At 57.8% G+C, this 17496-nt stretch carries 18 protein-coding genes; 11 read left to right on the forward strand and 7 right to left on the reverse strand.

The genetic code is table 11. From position 1 onward, the window contains the following. The first annotated feature begins 26 nt into the window (after positions 1–26). From A3K90_RS09625 to A3K90_RS09645, 5 genes are all read left to right on the forward strand, one after another. On the forward strand, positions 27–1247 hold the full coding sequence (locus A3K90_RS09625) for a TRC40/GET3/ArsA family transport-energizing ATPase (RefSeq protein ID WP_303682401.1): 1221 nt from the start codon (positions 27–29) through the stop codon (positions 1245–1247). 99 nt (positions 1248–1346) lie between these two features. Then, positions 1347–1766, forward strand: a complete 420-nt coding sequence (locus tag A3K90_RS09630) for a chlorosome protein C (protein ID WP_011357027.1) — start codon at positions 1347–1349, stop codon at positions 1764–1766. Positions 1767–1889: 123 nt separating this feature from the next. Beyond that, a complete protein-coding gene (locus tag A3K90_RS09635; RefSeq protein ID WP_011357028.1) occupies positions 1890–2132 on the forward strand; it encodes a bacteriochlorophyll c-binding family protein in 243 nt (80 codons plus the stop codon). A gap of 254 nt (positions 2133–2386) precedes the next feature. Further along, positions 2387–3970, forward strand: a complete 1584-nt coding sequence (locus A3K90_RS09640; RefSeq protein ID WP_303682402.1) for a hypothetical protein — start codon at positions 2387–2389, stop codon at positions 3968–3970. A gap of 123 nt (positions 3971–4093) precedes the next feature. Further along, on the forward strand, positions 4094–5248 hold the full coding sequence (locus tag A3K90_RS09645) for an ArsA family ATPase (protein WP_011357030.1): 1155 nt from the start codon (positions 4094–4096) through the stop codon (positions 5246–5248). 127 nt (positions 5249–5375) lie between these two features. Here the strand turns inward: A3K90_RS09645 and folK are convergent, their stop codons facing one another. Together folK and folB are read right to left on the reverse strand one after the other, a co-directional pair. Beyond that, positions 5376–5885 carry a 2-amino-4-hydroxy-6-hydroxymethyldihydropteridine diphosphokinase gene (folK, locus tag A3K90_RS09650; RefSeq protein WP_303682403.1) on the reverse strand — a complete coding sequence of 170 codons (510 nt, stop codon included), beginning with the start codon at positions 5883–5885 and terminating at the stop codon, positions 5376–5378. A 5-nt stretch (positions 5886–5890) separates the two neighbouring features. Then, positions 5891–6268: a dihydroneopterin aldolase gene (gene folB / locus A3K90_RS09655; RefSeq protein ID WP_011357032.1), complete on the reverse strand. Its 378-nt coding sequence runs from the start codon at positions 6266–6268 to the stop codon at positions 5891–5893. 185 nt (positions 6269–6453) lie between these two features. On the opposite strand from folB, the gene nadC reads away from it, so the two are divergent. Both nadC and A3K90_RS09665 read left to right on the forward strand, forming a co-directional pair. Beyond that, entirely contained in the window at positions 6454–7332 is an 879-nt protein-coding gene (gene nadC, locus A3K90_RS09660; RefSeq protein ID WP_203415239.1) for a carboxylating nicotinate-nucleotide diphosphorylase, read from the forward strand. Between the two features lie 7 nt (positions 7333–7339). After that, positions 7340–7711 carry a holo-[acyl-carrier-protein] synthase gene (locus tag A3K90_RS09665; protein WP_303682404.1) on the forward strand — a complete coding sequence of 124 codons (372 nt, stop codon included), beginning with the start codon at positions 7340–7342 and terminating at the stop codon, positions 7709–7711. Positions 7712–7844: 133 nt separating this feature from the next. Here A3K90_RS09665 and tig read toward each other — a convergent pair whose 3' ends face one another. Both tig and A3K90_RS09675 read right to left on the reverse strand, forming a co-directional pair. Beyond that, on the reverse strand, positions 7845–9125 hold the full coding sequence (gene tig / locus A3K90_RS09670) for a trigger factor (protein ID WP_303682405.1): 1281 nt from the start codon (positions 9123–9125) through the stop codon (positions 7845–7847). Between the two features lie 83 nt (positions 9126–9208). Further along, complete coding sequence (locus A3K90_RS09675; RefSeq protein WP_303682406.1) at positions 9209–10471, reverse strand: pitrilysin family protein; 1263 nt, start codon at positions 10469–10471, stop codon at positions 9209–9211. Between the two features lie 133 nt (positions 10472–10604). Between A3K90_RS09675 and A3K90_RS09680 the strand changes: the two genes are divergently transcribed. The 4 genes from A3K90_RS09680 to A3K90_RS09695 are packed head-to-tail and all read left to right on the forward strand — an operon-like array spanning position 10605 to position 14766. Beyond that, entirely contained in the window at positions 10605–11594 is a 990-nt protein-coding gene (locus tag A3K90_RS09680) for an NAD-dependent epimerase/dehydratase family protein (RefSeq protein ID WP_303682407.1), read from the forward strand. Between the two features lie 37 nt (positions 11595–11631). Then, positions 11632–12678 carry a recombinase RecA gene (recA, locus tag A3K90_RS09685; protein WP_303682408.1) on the forward strand — a complete coding sequence of 349 codons (1047 nt, stop codon included), beginning with the start codon at positions 11632–11634 and terminating at the stop codon, positions 12676–12678. A gap of 4 nt (positions 12679–12682) precedes the next feature. Beyond that, a complete protein-coding gene (gene dusB / locus A3K90_RS09690; protein ID WP_303682409.1) occupies positions 12683–13747 on the forward strand; it encodes a tRNA dihydrouridine synthase DusB in 1065 nt (354 codons plus the stop codon). Next, on the forward strand, positions 13744–14766 hold the full coding sequence (locus A3K90_RS09695) for an aspartate-semialdehyde dehydrogenase (RefSeq protein ID WP_303682410.1): 1023 nt from the start codon (positions 13744–13746) through the stop codon (positions 14764–14766). Before dusB ends, A3K90_RS09695 begins: the two co-directional genes overlap by 4 nt. Position 14767: 1 nt before the next feature. Here the strand turns inward: A3K90_RS09695 and A3K90_RS09700 are convergent, their stop codons facing one another. From A3K90_RS09700 to alr, 3 genes are all read right to left on the reverse strand, one after another. Then, complete coding sequence (locus A3K90_RS09700; protein WP_303682411.1) at positions 14768–15625, reverse strand: hypothetical protein; 858 nt, start codon at positions 15623–15625, stop codon at positions 14768–14770. Next, complete coding sequence (locus tag A3K90_RS09705; RefSeq protein WP_303682412.1) at positions 15622–16104, reverse strand: helix-hairpin-helix domain-containing protein; 483 nt, start codon at positions 16102–16104, stop codon at positions 15622–15624. Before A3K90_RS09705 ends, A3K90_RS09700 begins: the two co-directional genes overlap by 4 nt. A 204-nt stretch (positions 16105–16308) precedes the next feature. Beyond that, positions 16309–17427 carry an alanine racemase gene (alr, locus tag A3K90_RS09710; protein ID WP_303682413.1) on the reverse strand — a complete coding sequence of 373 codons (1119 nt, stop codon included), beginning with the start codon at positions 17425–17427 and terminating at the stop codon, positions 16309–16311. Positions 17428–17496 lie beyond the last annotated feature (69 nt).

The following is a 17496-nucleotide window of genomic DNA, read 5'->3' on the forward strand; positions in this document are numbered from 1 at the left end:
CATTCATCAATACCAAAGTCCGGTTCATGCGCATTCTAACATTTACGGGTAAGGGCGGTGTCGGCAAGACCAGCGTATCGGCAGCAACAGCAGTCCGGCTGGCAGAGCTGGGTTACCGTACCCTCGTGCTCTCAACGGACCCGGCACACAGTCTTTCCGATTCCTTCAATCTGCCGCTCGGCGCGGAGCCTACCAAAATAAGGGAGAATCTCCATGCGATTGAGGTGAATCCGTATGTGGATCTGAAGCAGAACTGGCAGTCCGTACAGAAGTACTATACCAGAATATTCATGGCCCAGGGCGTTTCGGGCGTCATGGCCGACGAGATGACCATCCTTCCCGGCATGGAAGAGATCTTCTCGCTGCTGCGCATCAAACGTTACAAGTCCTCCGGTCTATACGATGTCCTCGTGCTCGATACCGCCCCGACCGGCGAGACCCTCCGCCTGCTCTCCCTGCCCGATACCCTCTCCTGGGGCATGAAGGCCGTCAAGAACGTCAACAAGTACATTGTCCGCCCCCTGAGCAAGCCGCTCTCGAAGATGTCGGACCGCATTGCATACTACATACCGCCGGAAGATGCCATCGAGTCGGTCGACCAGGTGTTCGACGAACTTGAGGATATCCGCGAAATCCTGACCGACAATGTGAAGTCGACAGTACGCCTTGTCATGAATGCCGAGAAGATGTCGATCAAGGAGACCATGCGCGCCCTGACCTACCTGAACCTCTACGGGTTCAAGGTTGATATGGTGCTGGTCAACCGCCTGCTCGATACCAATGAGGACAGCGGATACCTTGAGAACTGGAAAGCCATCCAGCAGAAATACCTCGGCGAGATCGAAGAAGGATTCTCCCCCCTGCCGGTGACCAAGCTCCGTATGTACGAACAGGAGATCGTCGGCCTGAAAGCCCTCGAGCAGTTCGCACATGACATGTACGGCGACACCGATCCCAGCGACCTCATGTACGACGAACCGCCGATCAAGTTCGTGCGCAACGGCGACATTTACGAAGTGCAGCTGAAGCTCATGTTCGCCAACCCCGGCGACATCGACGTCTGGGTGACCGGCGACGAACTCTACGTACAGATCGGCAGCCAGCGCAAAATCATAACCCTGCCCATCAGTCTCACCGGCCTTGAGCCCGGCGACGCGGTGTTCAAGGATAAATGGCTGCACATCCCGTTCGACCTCAACCACCAGGGCCGCCACCAGACGGACAAGCAGTACAGCAGCAAGGCCTGATGGTCTGACCGGTTTGCTTTGAGGGAGTTTTTTTCTTAGTTTTTAAGAGTACGACAATAAACCACAATCGCGGGAAGACCCGCTTAACAGGAGGAAGATATGTCAGAGTCCTACCAGAAACTCCGCAAGGATTTCAAGGAACTTGAGTTCACCGACCGCCTCACCTTTCTTGCCGAAAGTGCACTGCTTACAGGTCAGAGCGCCGTCGTCGGCGGCCTGGAGCTCGCAGGCACCGTGGTCGAGACGGTTTCGGGCACCGTTGGTTCCCTGCTTGATGCAACCGGAGTCGGCAGCCTCCTCGGCCGTACCGGCGGAGTAGTCGGCGAGACCATCGACCGCGTCGCCATCACCGTGAAGGACGTATCCCGTTCGGCCGGTGACCTTTACAGCGATGCTGTGAAGAACGTCGAGAACGTGACCGACAACGCAGCCAAGGCCATCGGCGATGCAGGTGTCAGCGCTTCCGAAGCTGTCAAGAACATCACCGGCTCGTTCCAGAAGCAGACAGGCAAGAAATAAGAGCTCAGCGCGCTGCTGAAAATCTTTTTGTATTTTTTAGCCGATTGCTTTAAATTGAATTAAAGTTTTCATATTCTAGTAAGTAGGTGTATTTCCAATAATAAAATTCCATAAGGAGGAATTATGAGTGGTGGAGGAGTATTTACTGATATCCTTGCCGCAGCCGGCCGCATTTTTGAGGTCATGGTTGAGGGGCATTGGGAAACTGTCGGCATGCTGTTCGATTCGCTTGGTAAAGGTACCATGAGGATCAACCGCAACGCTTATGGCAGCATGGGCGGCGGTACAAGCCTCCGCGGTTCTTCACCTGAGGTTTCGGGTTATGCCGTGCCTTCCAAGGCTGTCGAGTCGAAGTTCGCAAAGTAAGCACACACGATGTGTTTCTTTCGAGGGCAGTGTCGGCCATAGGCTGTACACTGCCTTTTTTTTGTCCGCTCCAACCCTTTTCCGCAGCCCGTCAAGTCACCCCGCTTACCCTTCCGGTTTCATTCATTTATGCACCCGTTTTTCCATTGCATCTCGGGTGAAGGTGCTGTTGCGTAAATTCCATTAGTTTTTCTATTTTAAAGGTTTCAATGCAGACTTGTCGATAACCGTGTAACGTGATCGGACCCGGGTAAATGGCCAACATCTCATTATATGTGTCCGGACAGACGGAACTTGCCGATGTCACGGAATTCTTTCAGAAGCAGCTTCTCGGCGAGGGGGAACAGCCCATCGCCTTCTTTGACGGGGTTTTCTATGAATCCCATCAGGAACGGGTCGGCAACATAGCCTTCCAGGACTACCTTATATACTCCGACCGTGCGGTATATCTCTGGGCGCGTGGCGCATCGAAGGACTATCTTGACCGCTTCGAGCTCAGCGCAGTCACAGTGAACAGCCGCAACAAGGACAGCGCTTTCGCCACCCTCAACCTCAAGATCCGCAGGGAGGAGAAGGAACCGGTCTATGTGATATTCGACATGGTCGAAATCCAGGAGGCTGAGCTTATCATCCGTATGCATACGGTCATGGAGTCGGTCATCGAGGAACATCTCGGCACCGGGTTCCGCAAGCCCGTTCCCGACGCCATAGCCCACCGCCTGCTTGACGCAGGCCGAAGCATCTGCATTCCCCGCCAGTTCACCATCGCCCTTGATGCGCCCTCTCCCTCCCAGCAGGACAGTTCAATCGGCTACGGCCAGGATCTTCTTGAGCAGTACAAGGCCTCGATCGGCTATCCTCCGGGCGAGGCACTTCCGGGACAGCAGCCGGGACAGGGCTCGCCACGCGGACAGCAGGGCAGAGGTGCCAATCAGCCGTCGGGTCCCTTTGGCGGACTCGAGAACATGCTGCCGACTGATCCTGCTTCGCTGAAACGGATTGCCGGGTCCATCAAGGACCTTGTCGGCGAGGCTCCCTTCAAGCTCCGTGACCAGGTGATGAAAGATCTGCAGCACGTGCCGGGTGATGTAGCCACCGTGCTGACGGCGGTCAATGAACTGGTGGCAAACATTGCGGGCAACCCCCAGGCAGAGCGTTTCGTCATGACGGCCATCAAGACAGCGGTACGCAACGACGGCGTGCTTGGTTCCATCGGCAAGATGATCAAGGTATCGGGGATCGGGGGTGGATCGAGAAAACAGCAGCCGCAGCGTCAAGAGGGCGGAGCTCCCGGCGGCGGGCGATACGAGGACGATGAGGACAACACGATCCGCCGCAAAAAAATCTCCATCAGGGATGAGGAGCCCCGGACGGGCAGAAGTGATTTCGATTTCAAGGACGATGCGTTCGAGGTGCCCCCCATGAACGACGCTCCTCCTCTCGGCAGGAAGAAAATCAAGATTCAGGCTGACGAGGGCGATGTGCCGGCGCTTGTCAAGGACATGATGGATATGGACCGGCCTGCCGACGAATGTCCCGAAGAGAGCGGTGTCGGAGAGGTCCGGAGGAAAAAGATAAAGATCATGGAGGCTGAGGGAGAAAACGCTCCAGAGACTGCATCGGAAGATGCGGCGCAGGAGGCAGTTTTCCCTCCTGTAAGAAAAAAGATATCGGTGAGGGTTGCGGGGAGTGAGGAGGAGCCGATCCTCCCTGAAGACGTTCTTCTCGACGCGCTTGGCGAACCTGCTCCGGAGAAAAAAGATGCCGGATGCTACGGCACCATAGAATCCGACCCCCTCATAACGGCGCCGGAGGCGCAGCCGAAAGAGGAGTCCTAGGGCGGCAGGCCGGGTCCGGCATCGCTTCTATGGTGAGGCGTTCCGGCACACGGCGGGCGAGGCCGTTGGTACAGTGTAGTTTCAATAAAGGTCAACTCTCCTCAATAGTTTTTGTTAAGCAACATGAGAATTATTCTTTATCTGGGTAAGGGCGGGGTCGGAAAGACCACGGTCTCGGCATCAACGGCCACGGCGATTGCCCGCCGCGGAGGCAGGGTACTGATCATGAGCACCGACGTGGCCCACAGCCTTGCCGATGCGTTCGGCGTCGAGCTGAGCCAGACCCCCATTGAGGTCGAAAAGAACCTCTTTGCCATGGAGGTCAACGTGCTGGCCGAGATCCGCGAAAATTGGAACGAACTGTACTCCTACTTCTCCTCCATCCTCATGCACGACGGTGCCGACGAAGTCGTTGCCGAGGAGCTTGCCATCGTCCCCGGCATGGAAGAGATGATCAGCCTCCGCTATATCTGGAAGGCCGCCAAATCCGGAAACTATGATGCGGTCGTTGTCGATGCCGCTCCGACGGGCGAAACCATGCGTCTGCTCGGCATGCCCGAGTCCTACGGCTGGTACTCGGATAAAATCGGCGGCTGGCACTCCAAGGCGATCGGATTCGCTGCACCGCTCCTCTCGAAATTCATGCCGAAGAAGAACATCTTCAAGCTCATGCCGGAGGTGAACGAGCATATGAAAGAGCTGCACGGCATGCTTCAGGACAAGAGCATCACCACATTCCGTGTTGTCCTCAACCCGGAGAACATGGTCATCAAGGAGGCGCTGCGCGTGCAGACCTATCTGAACCTGTTCGGTTACAAGCTTGATGCCGCCATCGTCAACAAGATCCTTCCCGCGAAATCAGGCGACAAGTACCTCCAGAGCCTCATCGACATCCAGCAGAAGTACCTCCGCGTGATCGAGAACTGCTTCTTCCCGCTTCCGATCTTCCGTGCCGGGCAGGCAACGGCAGAGGTCATCAACCCGGACCGCCTGTACGAGCTCAGCCAGGAGATGTTCGGTGACAAGAACCCTGCCGACGTGCTCTACACCAACGACAGGACCCAGACCCTCGAGAAGGTCGACGGCAAGTACGTCCTGAGTCTATACCTTCCGAACGTCGAAGTGCAGAAGCTCAACGTGAACATCAAGGGTGACGAGCTCCTGGTGGACATCAACAACTTCCGCAAGAGCATCATGCTCCCGAACGTGCTCATCGGCCGCAAGACGGAAGGTGCTGATTTCGAGGCGGGAAACCTCAACATCACCTTCGCGAACTGAAGCGCCTGATGCCCTGCCGGAGCAGGCCTTAGTGAACCGGTGTTATAGATGCAGATGGGCCGCCTTGCTTAAGGCGGCCCATTTTCTTTCTACGCGGTTGAGGGGGTAGGGTCACATCCCAGTGGAATCAGTGCAGACGGAGTCGTTCCCTAAGGCGCACGGGTACCGACCGGTCGCCGCACGTCCGGAGCATCTGAAGGATGGTTTTTCTGAGGACGGGGTGCAGAGGGTTTGCGATGTCGAGCAGCGGGATGAGCACGAATTTTCTGCGGTGCAGTTCCGGGTGGGGAATCCGGAGCGTAGCAGTCTCGATTATGCAGTCTGCATAGAGGAGGATATCGAGGTCTATGACCCTCGGGCTCCATCTCCGGTATCGTTCGGGCCGGCCGAGTTCCTGCTCTATAGCCTTTGTTGCGCTGCGAAGGTTTTCAGGCGTGAGGCCGGTTTCTATCTGTACCACGCCGTTGTAGAATCGTTCCTGTTCCTCTTCCCCGACCGGCTCTGTCATGTAGACGGGCGAGGCTCGGAGCACCTTCGTTTCCGGGAGCGCGCCGAGCCGACATACGGCTTCCTGCAGGTGACTGAGGCGGTCCCCGATGTTCGATCCCGTTCCGATGTATGCTGTGTGGAGCTTCATCTTCTTCAGTCGCGCTGCATGGTGCAGTCGGCTTCTGCATAGTCGCAGATTCCGTCGACCGGAGGATTGCGCTTGCGGACCTTTATGCCTACTTCGCTGACCGCGGGGAAATCACCAAGCAGGTCCCGGGCAATCTCCCAGGCGACAGCCTCGATGAGGAAGTATTTCTTTCCGGTAAGAGCCATGCGGATCCGGCTGTACACCGCCCCGTAGTCCACTGTTTTCGTGATGTCGTCGTTCATGGCCGCCCCGGTGAAGTCGAAGGTAAGCTCGGCATCGACCTCGTATTTGGCTCCGATCCGGTGCTCTTCACGGAGCACGCCGTGGTGGGCGTAGAAGACCATGTTCGAAAGCCTGACCGAGGAGCGGGAGATGTGTGTCATCTTGCGGCGGAAAAAGTTGGCGGCGTGTGTGTTTCAAACTAACAATGTTGCTCAGAATCGGCTGAATTCAAAATCGAAAAAGATAAAACCGGGGGCGGACCTTTTTTAGGATGGAGCATGGAAAGGAAAAAGTGTAACTTTACGGGTTCAGTAGATTTTATTAATGGTTGCAAGTAGCGATGAAGATGAAGAATCAGGATTGTCACGATTTTTATGAGGGGTGCCGCTCACGGGCGGTGATGCTTGCGCTTGAGGAGGACCGCTATACGGGGGACGTCACCACCATGGCGACCATCGACCCCCAGCAGCAGGGAAGCGCTGTTGTGAGGGCAAAGGAAGACGGCGTCATCGCTGGTGTCGATGTCGCCGCACAGGTGTTTGCGGCATGCAACCCGTCGCTTAAGCTTGAGGTGCATCGTAACGATGGTGAGCGGGTTGTACAGGGTGAAAGGGTGTTTGACGTACATGGCCTTCTGGCACCGATACTGCTCGGTGAGCGGACGGCACTGAATTTCATGCAGCGCATGTCGGGGATTGCAACCAAGACGAGAGCGTTCGTGGACCTGGTGTCCCATACGGAGGCCAGGATCCTCGACACCCGGAAAACCGCTCCGGGGCTTCGTTATTTCGACAAAGAGGCGGTGCGCATCGGCGGCGGGCGGAACCACCGCTTCGGGCTGTTCGATCTTATCCTCATCAAGGACAACCATATCGATGCCGCCGGCGGTGTCGGCCCGGCACTCAACCGGGCAAGGATGTACCGGGAAAAGCATGGTCTCGACGTGAAGATCGAAGCCGAAGTCCGCTCACTCGACGAACTGAGCGCGGCCCTTGCCTGCCGGCCGGACATCATCCTGCTCGACAACTTCACCATAGACCTCATGCACGAGGCGGTGGAGTATGTGCGCTCGATGCCCTCGGGCGTGCTTCTGGAGGCATCCGGCAACATGAGTCTCTACAATGTGAAGGCGGTTGCTGAAACCGGAGTCGATTTCATTTCTGTCGGCGAGCTGACCCACAGTGTGCGTGCGCTCGACCTTTCCATGACCATCACTCTCGGCTGAAGATACCGTGGAGATAGGTGTGGACATCGTGGATCTTGTCCGGATCGAAAAAGCCTACGGCCGGTACGGACGGAAGTTCCTTGAGCGGATCATGACGGGGGAGGAGATCGAACTCTGCCTGAAAAAGCCCTCTCCCCTCGCCAGCATCGCCGGCCGGTTTGCGGCGAAGGAGGCTGTCGTCAAGGCACTCGGAACCGGCATTACGGCTGCGGTGCACTGGAAGAGCTTCGAGGTCCTGAATGATCCGGCCGGCAAGCCGTTCGTTCGCTCCTCCCAGCCCGGCCTGCTGCCGGAGGGATGTTCCATCAAGATCTCCATCGCCCACGACAGGCATTCCGCAGTGGCGACAGCGCTTCTTTGCCGGGGCCCTGAGTCCTGAGGGGGTTCCCCGGCGAGGGGGGATCGGCAGGGTGCGGGCGGGCGGTAATGCGCTGCAGGGAAGCAAAAAAAAAGGCAGGATGCCCGGGGGTCCGGGTCCTGCCTTTTTCACGTTCCTCCGTTCGGCCAGCGCGTCAGCCCCTGTGGTCGGGAACCGGAGTCGCCTCGTCGGTGATGCTCACTTTAGCTTTGATGATCTCATAGATCTTTTCTTTCGTGATGGTGTCGGTGACATAGTCGCGGAAGTCGGCTGACATGTAGGTTTTCATGAGCTCTTCTGCGTTCATAGCGGTGTTCTTCGCCGCTTCCTTTTCTGCGTACTCCCTGATTGCGGCTTCGTCGATTTCCAGATTGTTCATTTCGGCGATCTTCTGGCTGATGATGAGCCAGCGGGCATGGCGCTCGGCGTTGGGCTGCATAGCCGTCTGGAACTGGTCGGTGTCGAAGGCTTTCGGGAAGCTGCCGCCCATCTGGCGCTTGGCGTTTTCCACGAGCATGTTCGAGAACGACGCTACCATTGTTTTCGGGGTCGCAACCGGGTTCTCGTCGATCAGTTTTGCCGAGATGGACTCGAGCAGGTCCTCTTCGGACTTCATCGAGAAATGCTCATCGAGCTGGATTTTGACGTCGGCCCTGAAGTCAGTTACGCTCTCGAAGCGCTGGCCGGTGATCTCCTTGACGAGTTCATCGGTCAGTTCCGGAAGTTCCATGCGCTTGATTTCGCTGATGCTGACCCGGAAGCGGACGGGCGCGTCGCCCTCATTCTGGCCGGGAGTTTCAACCTCTACGGTTTCCCCTGCTTTCTTTCCTTCGATGGCCTTGCGGAAGGGGTTCTCTTCCGGCAGGTATTCCAGATTGAAATGGTGGTTTTCGGTTTTCCCCTCGCCCTCGTCTCCTGATTCCGTGAGTTTCACTACGTCACCAATGACGGTGTCAGTGGCCGTGGCGGCCTCGTCGACGCTGACCATGGTGCCGTGGCCCTTGAGGATGAGGTTGATTTCCTTTTCAACAGCCGCGTCGTCAATGGTGTAGACGGAACGGGTGAATGAGTAGCCGCTGAAATCTTTCAGGTCGAACTCGGGGTGCACTTCATAGCCGAGCCTCACGCTCAGCTGCTCGGGCGTGAAGGTGAAGTCAATGATGCCTGCGCGGCTGGCGGTCTTGATTTTATCGGATTCGACGATTTCGCCGAAATGCTTCGATGCGAGTTTTTCGGCGATGGAAGCTTCAACGGCCGGGCCGGCGAGTTTCTTTATCAGGCCTGCCGGGGCGTGGCCTTTACGGAACCCCTTGAGCTGTACGGTCTTTTTTGCCTCTTCAAGTTCCTGTTCGTAATCGTTGGCGAATTCGTCCGCAGTGAAGATGAGCTCCAGTTCCTGTTCGGTTTCGCTGATGTTCTTGATATTCTTTTGCAAGGCTCTCTGTGGTTTGGTGGTAATGGTCAAAAATCAAAGTCCAAAAGATACAAATTATAACCGGTATTTAAAAAGAGAAGCCCTCAGCGGGAGGGCCGGTAGACGAGCGTTGAGAGCGGAGGCCCGAGGACGAGGGCCCGGGCCGCTTCTCTGATGTCCAGCGGGCTGAGTGCTTCGATTGCGGCGGTTTTTTCTTCGGGAGGGACATACCGCCCGAAGTAGGATATGTCGGTGGCGACCTGCGACATCCTGCGGGTCATTTTTTCCATTCCCATGATGTGCGAGCCGAGGAGCTTTGATTTCGCGGTTTCGACTTCAACGGGATCGGGATGCATGAGGGCAGGGCCATGGAGCAGCTCTTCGATGAGCTTGAGGGACGTGTCGATTTTCAGGGCGTCGGTGCCGGTGTATATGTTCAGGGTTGTGAGGTCTTCGTAAAACGACATGGCCGAGTATGCGCTGTATGCCAGTCCGCGCTTTTCGCGCAGTTCGATGTTGAGCAGCGAACTCATGCCGCTTCCGAGCATGGAGTTGAGCGCCATGGTGGCATAGAACAGGCGGTCGTTGCGCTCTATGGCGGTGCCCTGCACAATCTGCGATTGTGAGATCCGTTTTTTCAGCGTTTTCTCGAAAGGCCGGTAATCCTCCGGGCGGAACCTGGTGCGTGTGGTTTCCACGGCAGGGGCAGGTGCTTTATTGAGGAAGCGTTCGGCAAGCCCGGTTATTTCCATGTGGCGGACGTTGCCTGTGGCGCTGAGAATCATTTTCGTGGGCCGGTAGTGCTCCTGGATGAACGACGTCAGGTGGCTGGCCGAGAGGCCTCCGACACTCTCCATTGTTCCAAGTATCGGCCGTCCCAACGGGTGGCGGGGGAAGGATCGGAGATCGAACTCCTCGAACACCATCTCTTCCGGCGCGTCCTCCACGCTGCTGATCTCCTCCAGCACCACCTCTTTTTCCTTCTCAATCTCTTCAGGCGGGAACACCGGGTCCGTTACGAGGTCGGCGAGCAGTTCGAACGAAGCTTCCAGGTGCCGGCTGAGGCAGCGGAGGTATATGCAGGTATGTTCCTTGGTGGTCCAGGCGTCAAGGTAGCCGCCGTGCTTTTCGATGTCCCGGGCGATATCGAGATAGGAGCGTCGGCCGGTACCTTTGAAGATGGCATGCTCAATGAAGTGTGCGAGCCCCTGAGCGTCCTCGGGATCGTCCCGGGAGCCGGCTTCAATGAGTATGCCGAGCGTCACGCTCTCAACCGACGGCACGCGGTCCGTCACGACCCTCAGGCCGTTGGGAAGCCGGTCCTCAAGAACCGATTCCCTGGTTGGTGTTTCTCTTTGCTGGCGCATCGCACGAAAAATTTCTGGTGCTCTTCATTGGAATTGAGAGCAATGTAGTTTTTATTCTTATGTTTAAAAACAGAGACGCTCACTGGCGGAGCGTGCGCCCTTCCGGAGGGGTCGAACTACCTTAAGCCAATTCATGTCCACTGCATCCATTGCCATTACCGGCGCGACCGGTTACATAGGTTCGCAGCTGCTGCTTTCGCTCACGAGGGGTGCCGGCTGTGGCGTTGGAGTTCGTGTGGTGGCCCGTGACGGCTCGGACTGCTCTTTTATCGATGCCATGCAGCTGGAGGTCGTAAGGGCGGACATCCAGAACCAGCCTGCTCTTGATCTGGCTTTCCGGGGCATCGACACGGTGTTCCACTCTGCGGGGCTGATTTCCTATACAAAGCGTAGCAAGGGTGATCTGTACGACGTCAATGTCCTCGGTACCCGGAACGTCGTCAACGCCTGCCTCCATGCCGGGGTTCGGCGTCTTGTCGTGACCAGCTCGATTGCGGCGGCCGGAGCCACCGAGGACGGTTCTCCGGTTTCCGAGTCGTCTTCTTTCCAGGACTGGCAGCGCCGGAACGGGTATATGGAGTCGAAGCACCTTGCCGAACTCGAGGTCATGCGCGGAGCTGCCGAGGGGCTTGAGACTGTCATGGTGAGTCCCGGGGTCGTCATCGGCAGGGATCCCTCGAACCCGGCTTCCAAGAGTTCGTCGAACGATGTTCTTCGCCTCATCTATAGGGGACGCATTCCGGTGCATCCAGAGGGCGGGACAGGTTTTGTCGATGTCCGAGATGTTGCCGACGCCCTTCTTGCCGCCTGGCGCCGTGGCCGCATCGGCGAACGCTACCTGGTGGTGGGCCACAATTTGACATTCAAGGAGCTCTACCTTCGCATCGGCACCCTTGAGGGCAGCCGCACGCGACCTTCCATTGCAATCCCGGAATCCATCGGGCTCATGGCGGGCATCGGCGGGGAACTCTATTCCTGGCTCTCAGGGCGTCCGTCGTTCATCAGCATGGAGAGCATCCGCCTTGCCGGGCGGAGAGCCTCATACAGCAATACGAAATCAACGGAGGAACTTCAGGTCAGCTACCGGCCGCTTGAAGAGACTCTCTTAAGCGCAGTAACCTGAAGGGCCGGTTTTTTCTTCACCATACCCCAAACGCACCATGGATACACCTAGACCCGCAGTGACCCCCGTAGGCATTGATCCGGCAAAACTCAAACAGCTGAACCTCGCGGTCGACGCCCTTGAAAAGCAGTTTGGCAAAGGTGCCATCATGCGCCTCGGGGATGATTCGGCAGTGATGCAGGTCCAGTCGATTTCAACCGGATCGATGACCCTCGATTTCGCGCTCGGCGTCGGAGGCCTTCCCCGCGGGAGGGTGACGGAGATTTACGGCCCCGAGTCGTCCGGTAAAACCACCCTTGCGCTCCATGTCATTGCCGAGGCCCAGAAGGCCGGCGGCATTGCTGCTCTTGTTGATGCCGAGCATGCGTTCGATCCCAGTTATGCCCGCAGGCTCGGGGTGGACATCAATTCCATGCTGATCAGCCAGCCGGAGTCCGGCGAGCAGGCGCTCTCCATTGTTGAAACACTCGTCCGAAGCGGTGCGGTCGACGTGGTCGTTGTCGATTCCGTCGCAGCCCTTGTGCCCCAGGCGGAACTTGAGGGAGAGATGGGTGACAGCGTGGTCGGTCTGCAGGCCCGGCTCATGAGCCAGGCGCTGCGCAAACTTACCGGCGCAATCTCCAAGTCGAGCAGCGTATGCATCTTCATCAACCAGTTGCGCGACAAGATCGGTGTCATGTATGGAAGCCCTGAAACGACCACTGGCGGCAAGGCGCTCAAGTTCTATTCCTCTATCCGGCTCGATATCCGCAAGATCGCCCAGCTGAAAGACGGCGACGAAATCATCGGTAACCGTACGAAGGTCAAAGTGGTCAAGAACAAGGTTGCACCTCCCTTCAGGATCGCCGAGTTCGATATCCTGTATGGTGAGGGCATCTCGCTCATGGGCGAGTTGATCGATCTTGCTGTGGAGTTCGGTGTGGTCAAGAAGGCGGGTTCGTGGTTCAGCTATGGTACCGACAAACTCGGCCAGGGACGCGAAGCCGTCAAGAAGGCTCTGCGCGAAGATCCCGAGCTGTTCAAAAAGGTGCATGCTCAGGTAAAGGATGTAATGACCGGCAAGCCGGAGATCCTGCAGCCCTGACAGAATGAAAATCGGAAAGCTCGACATCGACCGCCCCGTCATCCTCGCACCCATGGAGGACGTGACCGACCGGGCGTTCAGGCAGCTCTGCAAGCGCCACGGGGCGGACATTGTCTATACCGAGTTCGTCAGTGCCGAGGCGCTCCGGCGCGGTATTGAAAAGACTGTCCGGAAACTGAAGGCGGACCCGGTCGAGCGACCTCTGGCTGTGCAGATTTTCGGCAGCACGGTGGAGTCTATGATTGAGGCTTCGGTGATTGCCGAGGAGTTCCAGCCCGATTACCTCGACATCAATTTCGGATGCCCGACCAGGAAGGTTGCCGGCAAAGGTGCCGGGGCTGCGCTTTTGAAAGAGCCGGAAAAGATGGCAGCCATTGCCGAGGCCGTGGTGAAAGCCGTCCGGCTGCCGGTGACGGCCAAGACCCGGATTGGCTGGGACCACGACTCAATCAACATTCTTGACGTGCTCCGGCGTCTCGAGGACGCCGGAATTCAGGCACTTGCACTGCACGGTCGGACCCGGAGCGACATGTACAAAGGAAAGGCTGACTGGGGGTGGATTGCGGAGGCCAAACGTCATGCCCGCATTCCCCTCATCGCCAACGGTGATGTCTGGAGTCCCGAAGACGCGCTCCGGATGTTCCGGGAAACCGGTGCAGACGGGGTGATGATCGGGCGGGGCTCGATCGGCAATCCGTTCATTTTTTCGGGGACGAAGCATCTCCTGAAAACAGGCACTCCGCTGCCACCACCCGATTTCCGCCTTCGCATCAAGGCTGCCATTGAGCACCTGCAGCTCTCGGTGGAGTTCAAGGGGGAGAAATACGGAACGCTTGAAATGCGCCGCCATTATGCCACCTACCTTAAAGGCCTGCCGAAGGTCTCGGTGGTGCGCAATAAACTGGTGCGCGAGGAAGATTGGCGGGCAGTGGAGGCTATCCTCCTCGACTACCGCGAAGAGTGTGAGGGCTATGCCCGTGAGGGGCGGATCCGCGAGTATGCAGAGTACCTCAACGACCATTCAGATAAACTTGTATTGAACTATAAAGCATCGAACACAACCATATGAGCAGTTCCGAGAAACAGTGCCGGGTCGCCATACTCGGCGCGACCGGCCTTGTGGGCCGCACCATGCTGCAGGTCCTTGAAGAGCGGAATTTTCCCGCAACAGACATCATTCCGCTCGCTTCAGCAAGAAGCGCCGGACAGAGTGTGACGTTTTGCGGGAAAGAGTACGTGATCCGCGTGCCTTCCGCGGAAGCCTTCCGCGGGGTCGACATCGCGCTCTTTTCGGCCGGCGCTTCAGCCAGCCGCCAGTGGGCTCCTGTGGCGGCAGCAGAAGGCGCGGTCGTCATCGACAACTCTTCCGCATTCAGGATGGACGAGGGAATCCCGCTCGTCGTCCCCGAGGTGAACCCCAAAGATATCTTCGGTCCTGACGGCAGGGCGGAGAAGATCATCGCCAATCCCAACTGCTCGACCATCCAGATGGTCGTTGTGCTCAAGCCTCTCATGGACCGATACGGGCTCAGCCGGGTGATTGTCTCGACCTACCAGTCGGTGACCGGAAAGGGCAAGGCCGGGCGCGATGCTCTTGAAAGCGAACTTGCCGGAGAGCGGCAGGAGGAATTCACCCATTTCCACCAGATTGCCTTCAACGCCGTGCCGCAGATCGATGTCTTCACCGACAACGGCTACACGAAGGAGGAGATGAAGATGGTCAATGAGACCCGGAAAATCATGGGCGATGCATCGCTCAGCATCTCCCCGACCACGGTGCGCATTCCGGTATACGGAGGGCATGGCGAGTCTCTCAATATCGAGCTCAAGAGCGACTTCGACATCGAAGAAGTCAAGGCTCTGCTCGGCCGTTCCCCCGGTGTCGTCCTTCAGGACGATCCCTCGGCCCGCGTCTACCCCATGCCGCTGACGTCGTATGAAAAGGATGAGGTGTTTGTGGGAAGGATCCGGCCCGACTACTGGCACCCGAAAACCCTCAACCTATGGATCGTCGCCGACAACCTCCGGAAGGGTGCGGCTACGAACGCCGTGCAGATCGCCGAGGTGGTGGCGGCCGGAAAGCCTTAGGTCACGCCAGTACGAGGAGTGCTGTCATGATGGCGTTCAGTGCCGAGGGGGAGTGAAGGGTTTTCTGCGCCATTCCGCTGATGGAGACCGTCTGGGGCAGCGCCTGCGGCTGCAGCAGGCCATCGCTTTCCCGGCTGATGAGCTCCACCATTGCCCGGTCCGCCAAAGCGCCTCTCACCTGCACCGGGGTGCCGGGTGGAAGCGCGGCTTCCGACAGCGCCCTCAGGGCGAAATATGCGGTTTCATCCTGATTGTGCGCCCGGCGGTAGCTGAAATGGTGTATGGCACCGCAGGAGGCCGCCACGAGGAATACATGGGAGCCGGACAGTTCAAGAAGGACCGTTGGTCCTTCCTTCATCTTCGATAGTCCTACTGCAGTTTTCAGCGGAGTGCTGTTGCTTGAGATTGTATGCCGGGCGCTGAATGCATCGGCAATGCCTCTTGCCGGGGCCTCCGGCCAGAACATGAGCAGCTTTTTACCCTGCGCTCCCTCCGCACCCTCTTCAGCAAATGGCAGGATGTCGCAGCCGTATTGGCCGGGTTCGTCAAGAAAGTATGATGCTTCAAGGCGGCTGTACCCCCGGCACTCTTCATCAGTTGCGTCCAAGGGGAAATATGCGGGAAGTGGATGGTAGGTGTCGTGTGCGATGCAGAGAGAAAGAGGCTCGCCGGACCATCTGGCGGCATGTGCCGCTAGTTTTTTCAGTACCCGCTGACCTTTCGGGGAGGTGATGAGGGCGAAGCCGGCTGGAACGGTCCTGCACTCAGTGAGGATGAATCCGTCACCTCCGCTTGTTTTAAGCCGGACGATGCTGCTTTCAGCAGCATCGACTGCGCAGGCTACGATGCTTCTCGTCATTGGTCGATGCTCAGATGCTTTTTGAGGATTTCAAGTTTTTTCTTGCCGATACCCTTTACCTCAAGGAGCGTATCATAGGACTCGATGTGTCCATGGTGCTCCGTTCTGAAGTCGATGAGCCGCCCCGCCATAACCGGTCCGACACCCGGGATCTGCTGCAGTTCAGTGCTCGTGGCGCTTCTGAATGAAACGGTTCCCGTGAAGGGTTTCTTTTTCGCCCGGCCGGGCGCTGGTTCGAAACCGCCGGGGCTTTTCTCGAGGGCGATGCTTTCCCTCACCGCCTCATCCACACGGTCTTCATCGAGCCTTGCGAGCATGATCAGGCTGTCGGCCTCCGTGTCGCTGAAAACCGCTGCATCAGCCTTCCGGACGGCATCTGATTCCAGTTCTACGGCGTCCATGGTCCGGAGGATGCCTCCGAACACCAGAAACGCCAGAAGAGTCGAGACTGCGACGACTTCCGCTCTGGTCAGGCTCAACTTTTCTGAAAGTCGTTCGAACGGATTCATGCAGGAGGGGGATCTTACTTTTTAATCAAGATAAGAAATTGACGCTACTATCCTTTTTATTGGCATCGTTCAGAAGTGAAGGAGATGTTTACTGTTTCGGAGCGAGGGGATTGCTCTCCCGGCTGTCTCGATGGACATGCCATGCGGGTATGGCGGTGCGTCTCCGGGTTCTCTTTAGACAAGAGAGCGCAGGACGCGCGATGAAACGGCCGATAGGAGCTCATAGCTGATGGTGCCTGCCCGTGAGGCAAGTTCCTCCGCCCTCATTCCATCCCATCCGAAGAGCACGGCACGGTCGCCGACCCTGACATCGCTTTCGGCTCCGAGGTCGATCATGATCTGGTCCATCGTGACGGTGCCGATCTGCGGGTACGCGGTGCCGTTGATGCTGACGGTGGCTTTCCCTGACAGCGAGCGGTGGTAGCCGTCGGCGTACCCGGCCGCTATGGTGGCGATTTTTCTTGTGCCCGGCGCCTTCCAGGTACGGTTGTAGCTGATGGTGGTGCCGGCCGTGACGGTTTTCAGGAAAACGACTCTGGCTTCCACCTGCATGACCGGCTGCACCTCCAGCCGCTCCCGGGTATCGCTTGAGGGGTGGCAGCCGTAGAGGAGGATGCCGGGGCGGACCATGTCGAGCATTGCATCCGGTTCAGAGAGGATGGCGCCGCTGTTGGCTGCGTGTTTCAGGACCCGGCGGCCTGTCGCATGCTCGTACTCTCCGCTGAAAGCTCTGAATGCCTCGAGCTGCTTTCGGGTGAATGCCCTGTCGCCCGAACTGTCGGCGAAGTGGGTGTATATGCCCTTCAGCTCGACATGCGGGCAGTGCGGGAGTTCCTGCAGGACTCTGAGGGCTTCGGCAGGAGGGAGGCCGAGCCGTCCCATGCCGGTGTCAACCTTGAGATGGATGCCGATGGTGGTGCCGGTTCCCGATGCCGCAGCCTCGGCCGCCCGGAGGGTTGCCGGGTCGCAGACGGTCATCTCTATGCCGTGCTGCAGGTAGGATGGTATCTGGGAGGGAAGGGGGGATGCAAAAGAGAGGATGGCGGCCGGCCTCGGCAGCGAGCCGCCGGCCCTGAGCTCGATTGCTTCGTGGATGTTGGCAACCCCGAAATGCTCTATGCCTTCAGCCAGAAGAGCACGGGAAACCTCCCGTGCGCCGTGCCCGTAAGCGTTCGCCTTCACGACGGCCATAAGCGGAACTCCGGCCTTTTTGCTGATGAGCCGGGCATTCTCTTGCAGGTGCTGAAGCGAGATGAGGGCTTCAGCCATGGGTTCGGGTGCGTCGGGGTGCATAGGCGGGGCGTGGCACTTCGGTTTACTGGATTTGTTGCAAAGTATTAAAAATAATGCTGATTTTCAGCA

Source organism: Pelodictyon luteolum, from assembly GCF_001622165.1.
In the GTDB taxonomy this organism is placed as follows: domain Bacteria; phylum Bacteroidota; class Chlorobiia; order Chlorobiales; family Chlorobiaceae; genus Chlorobium; species Chlorobium luteolum_B.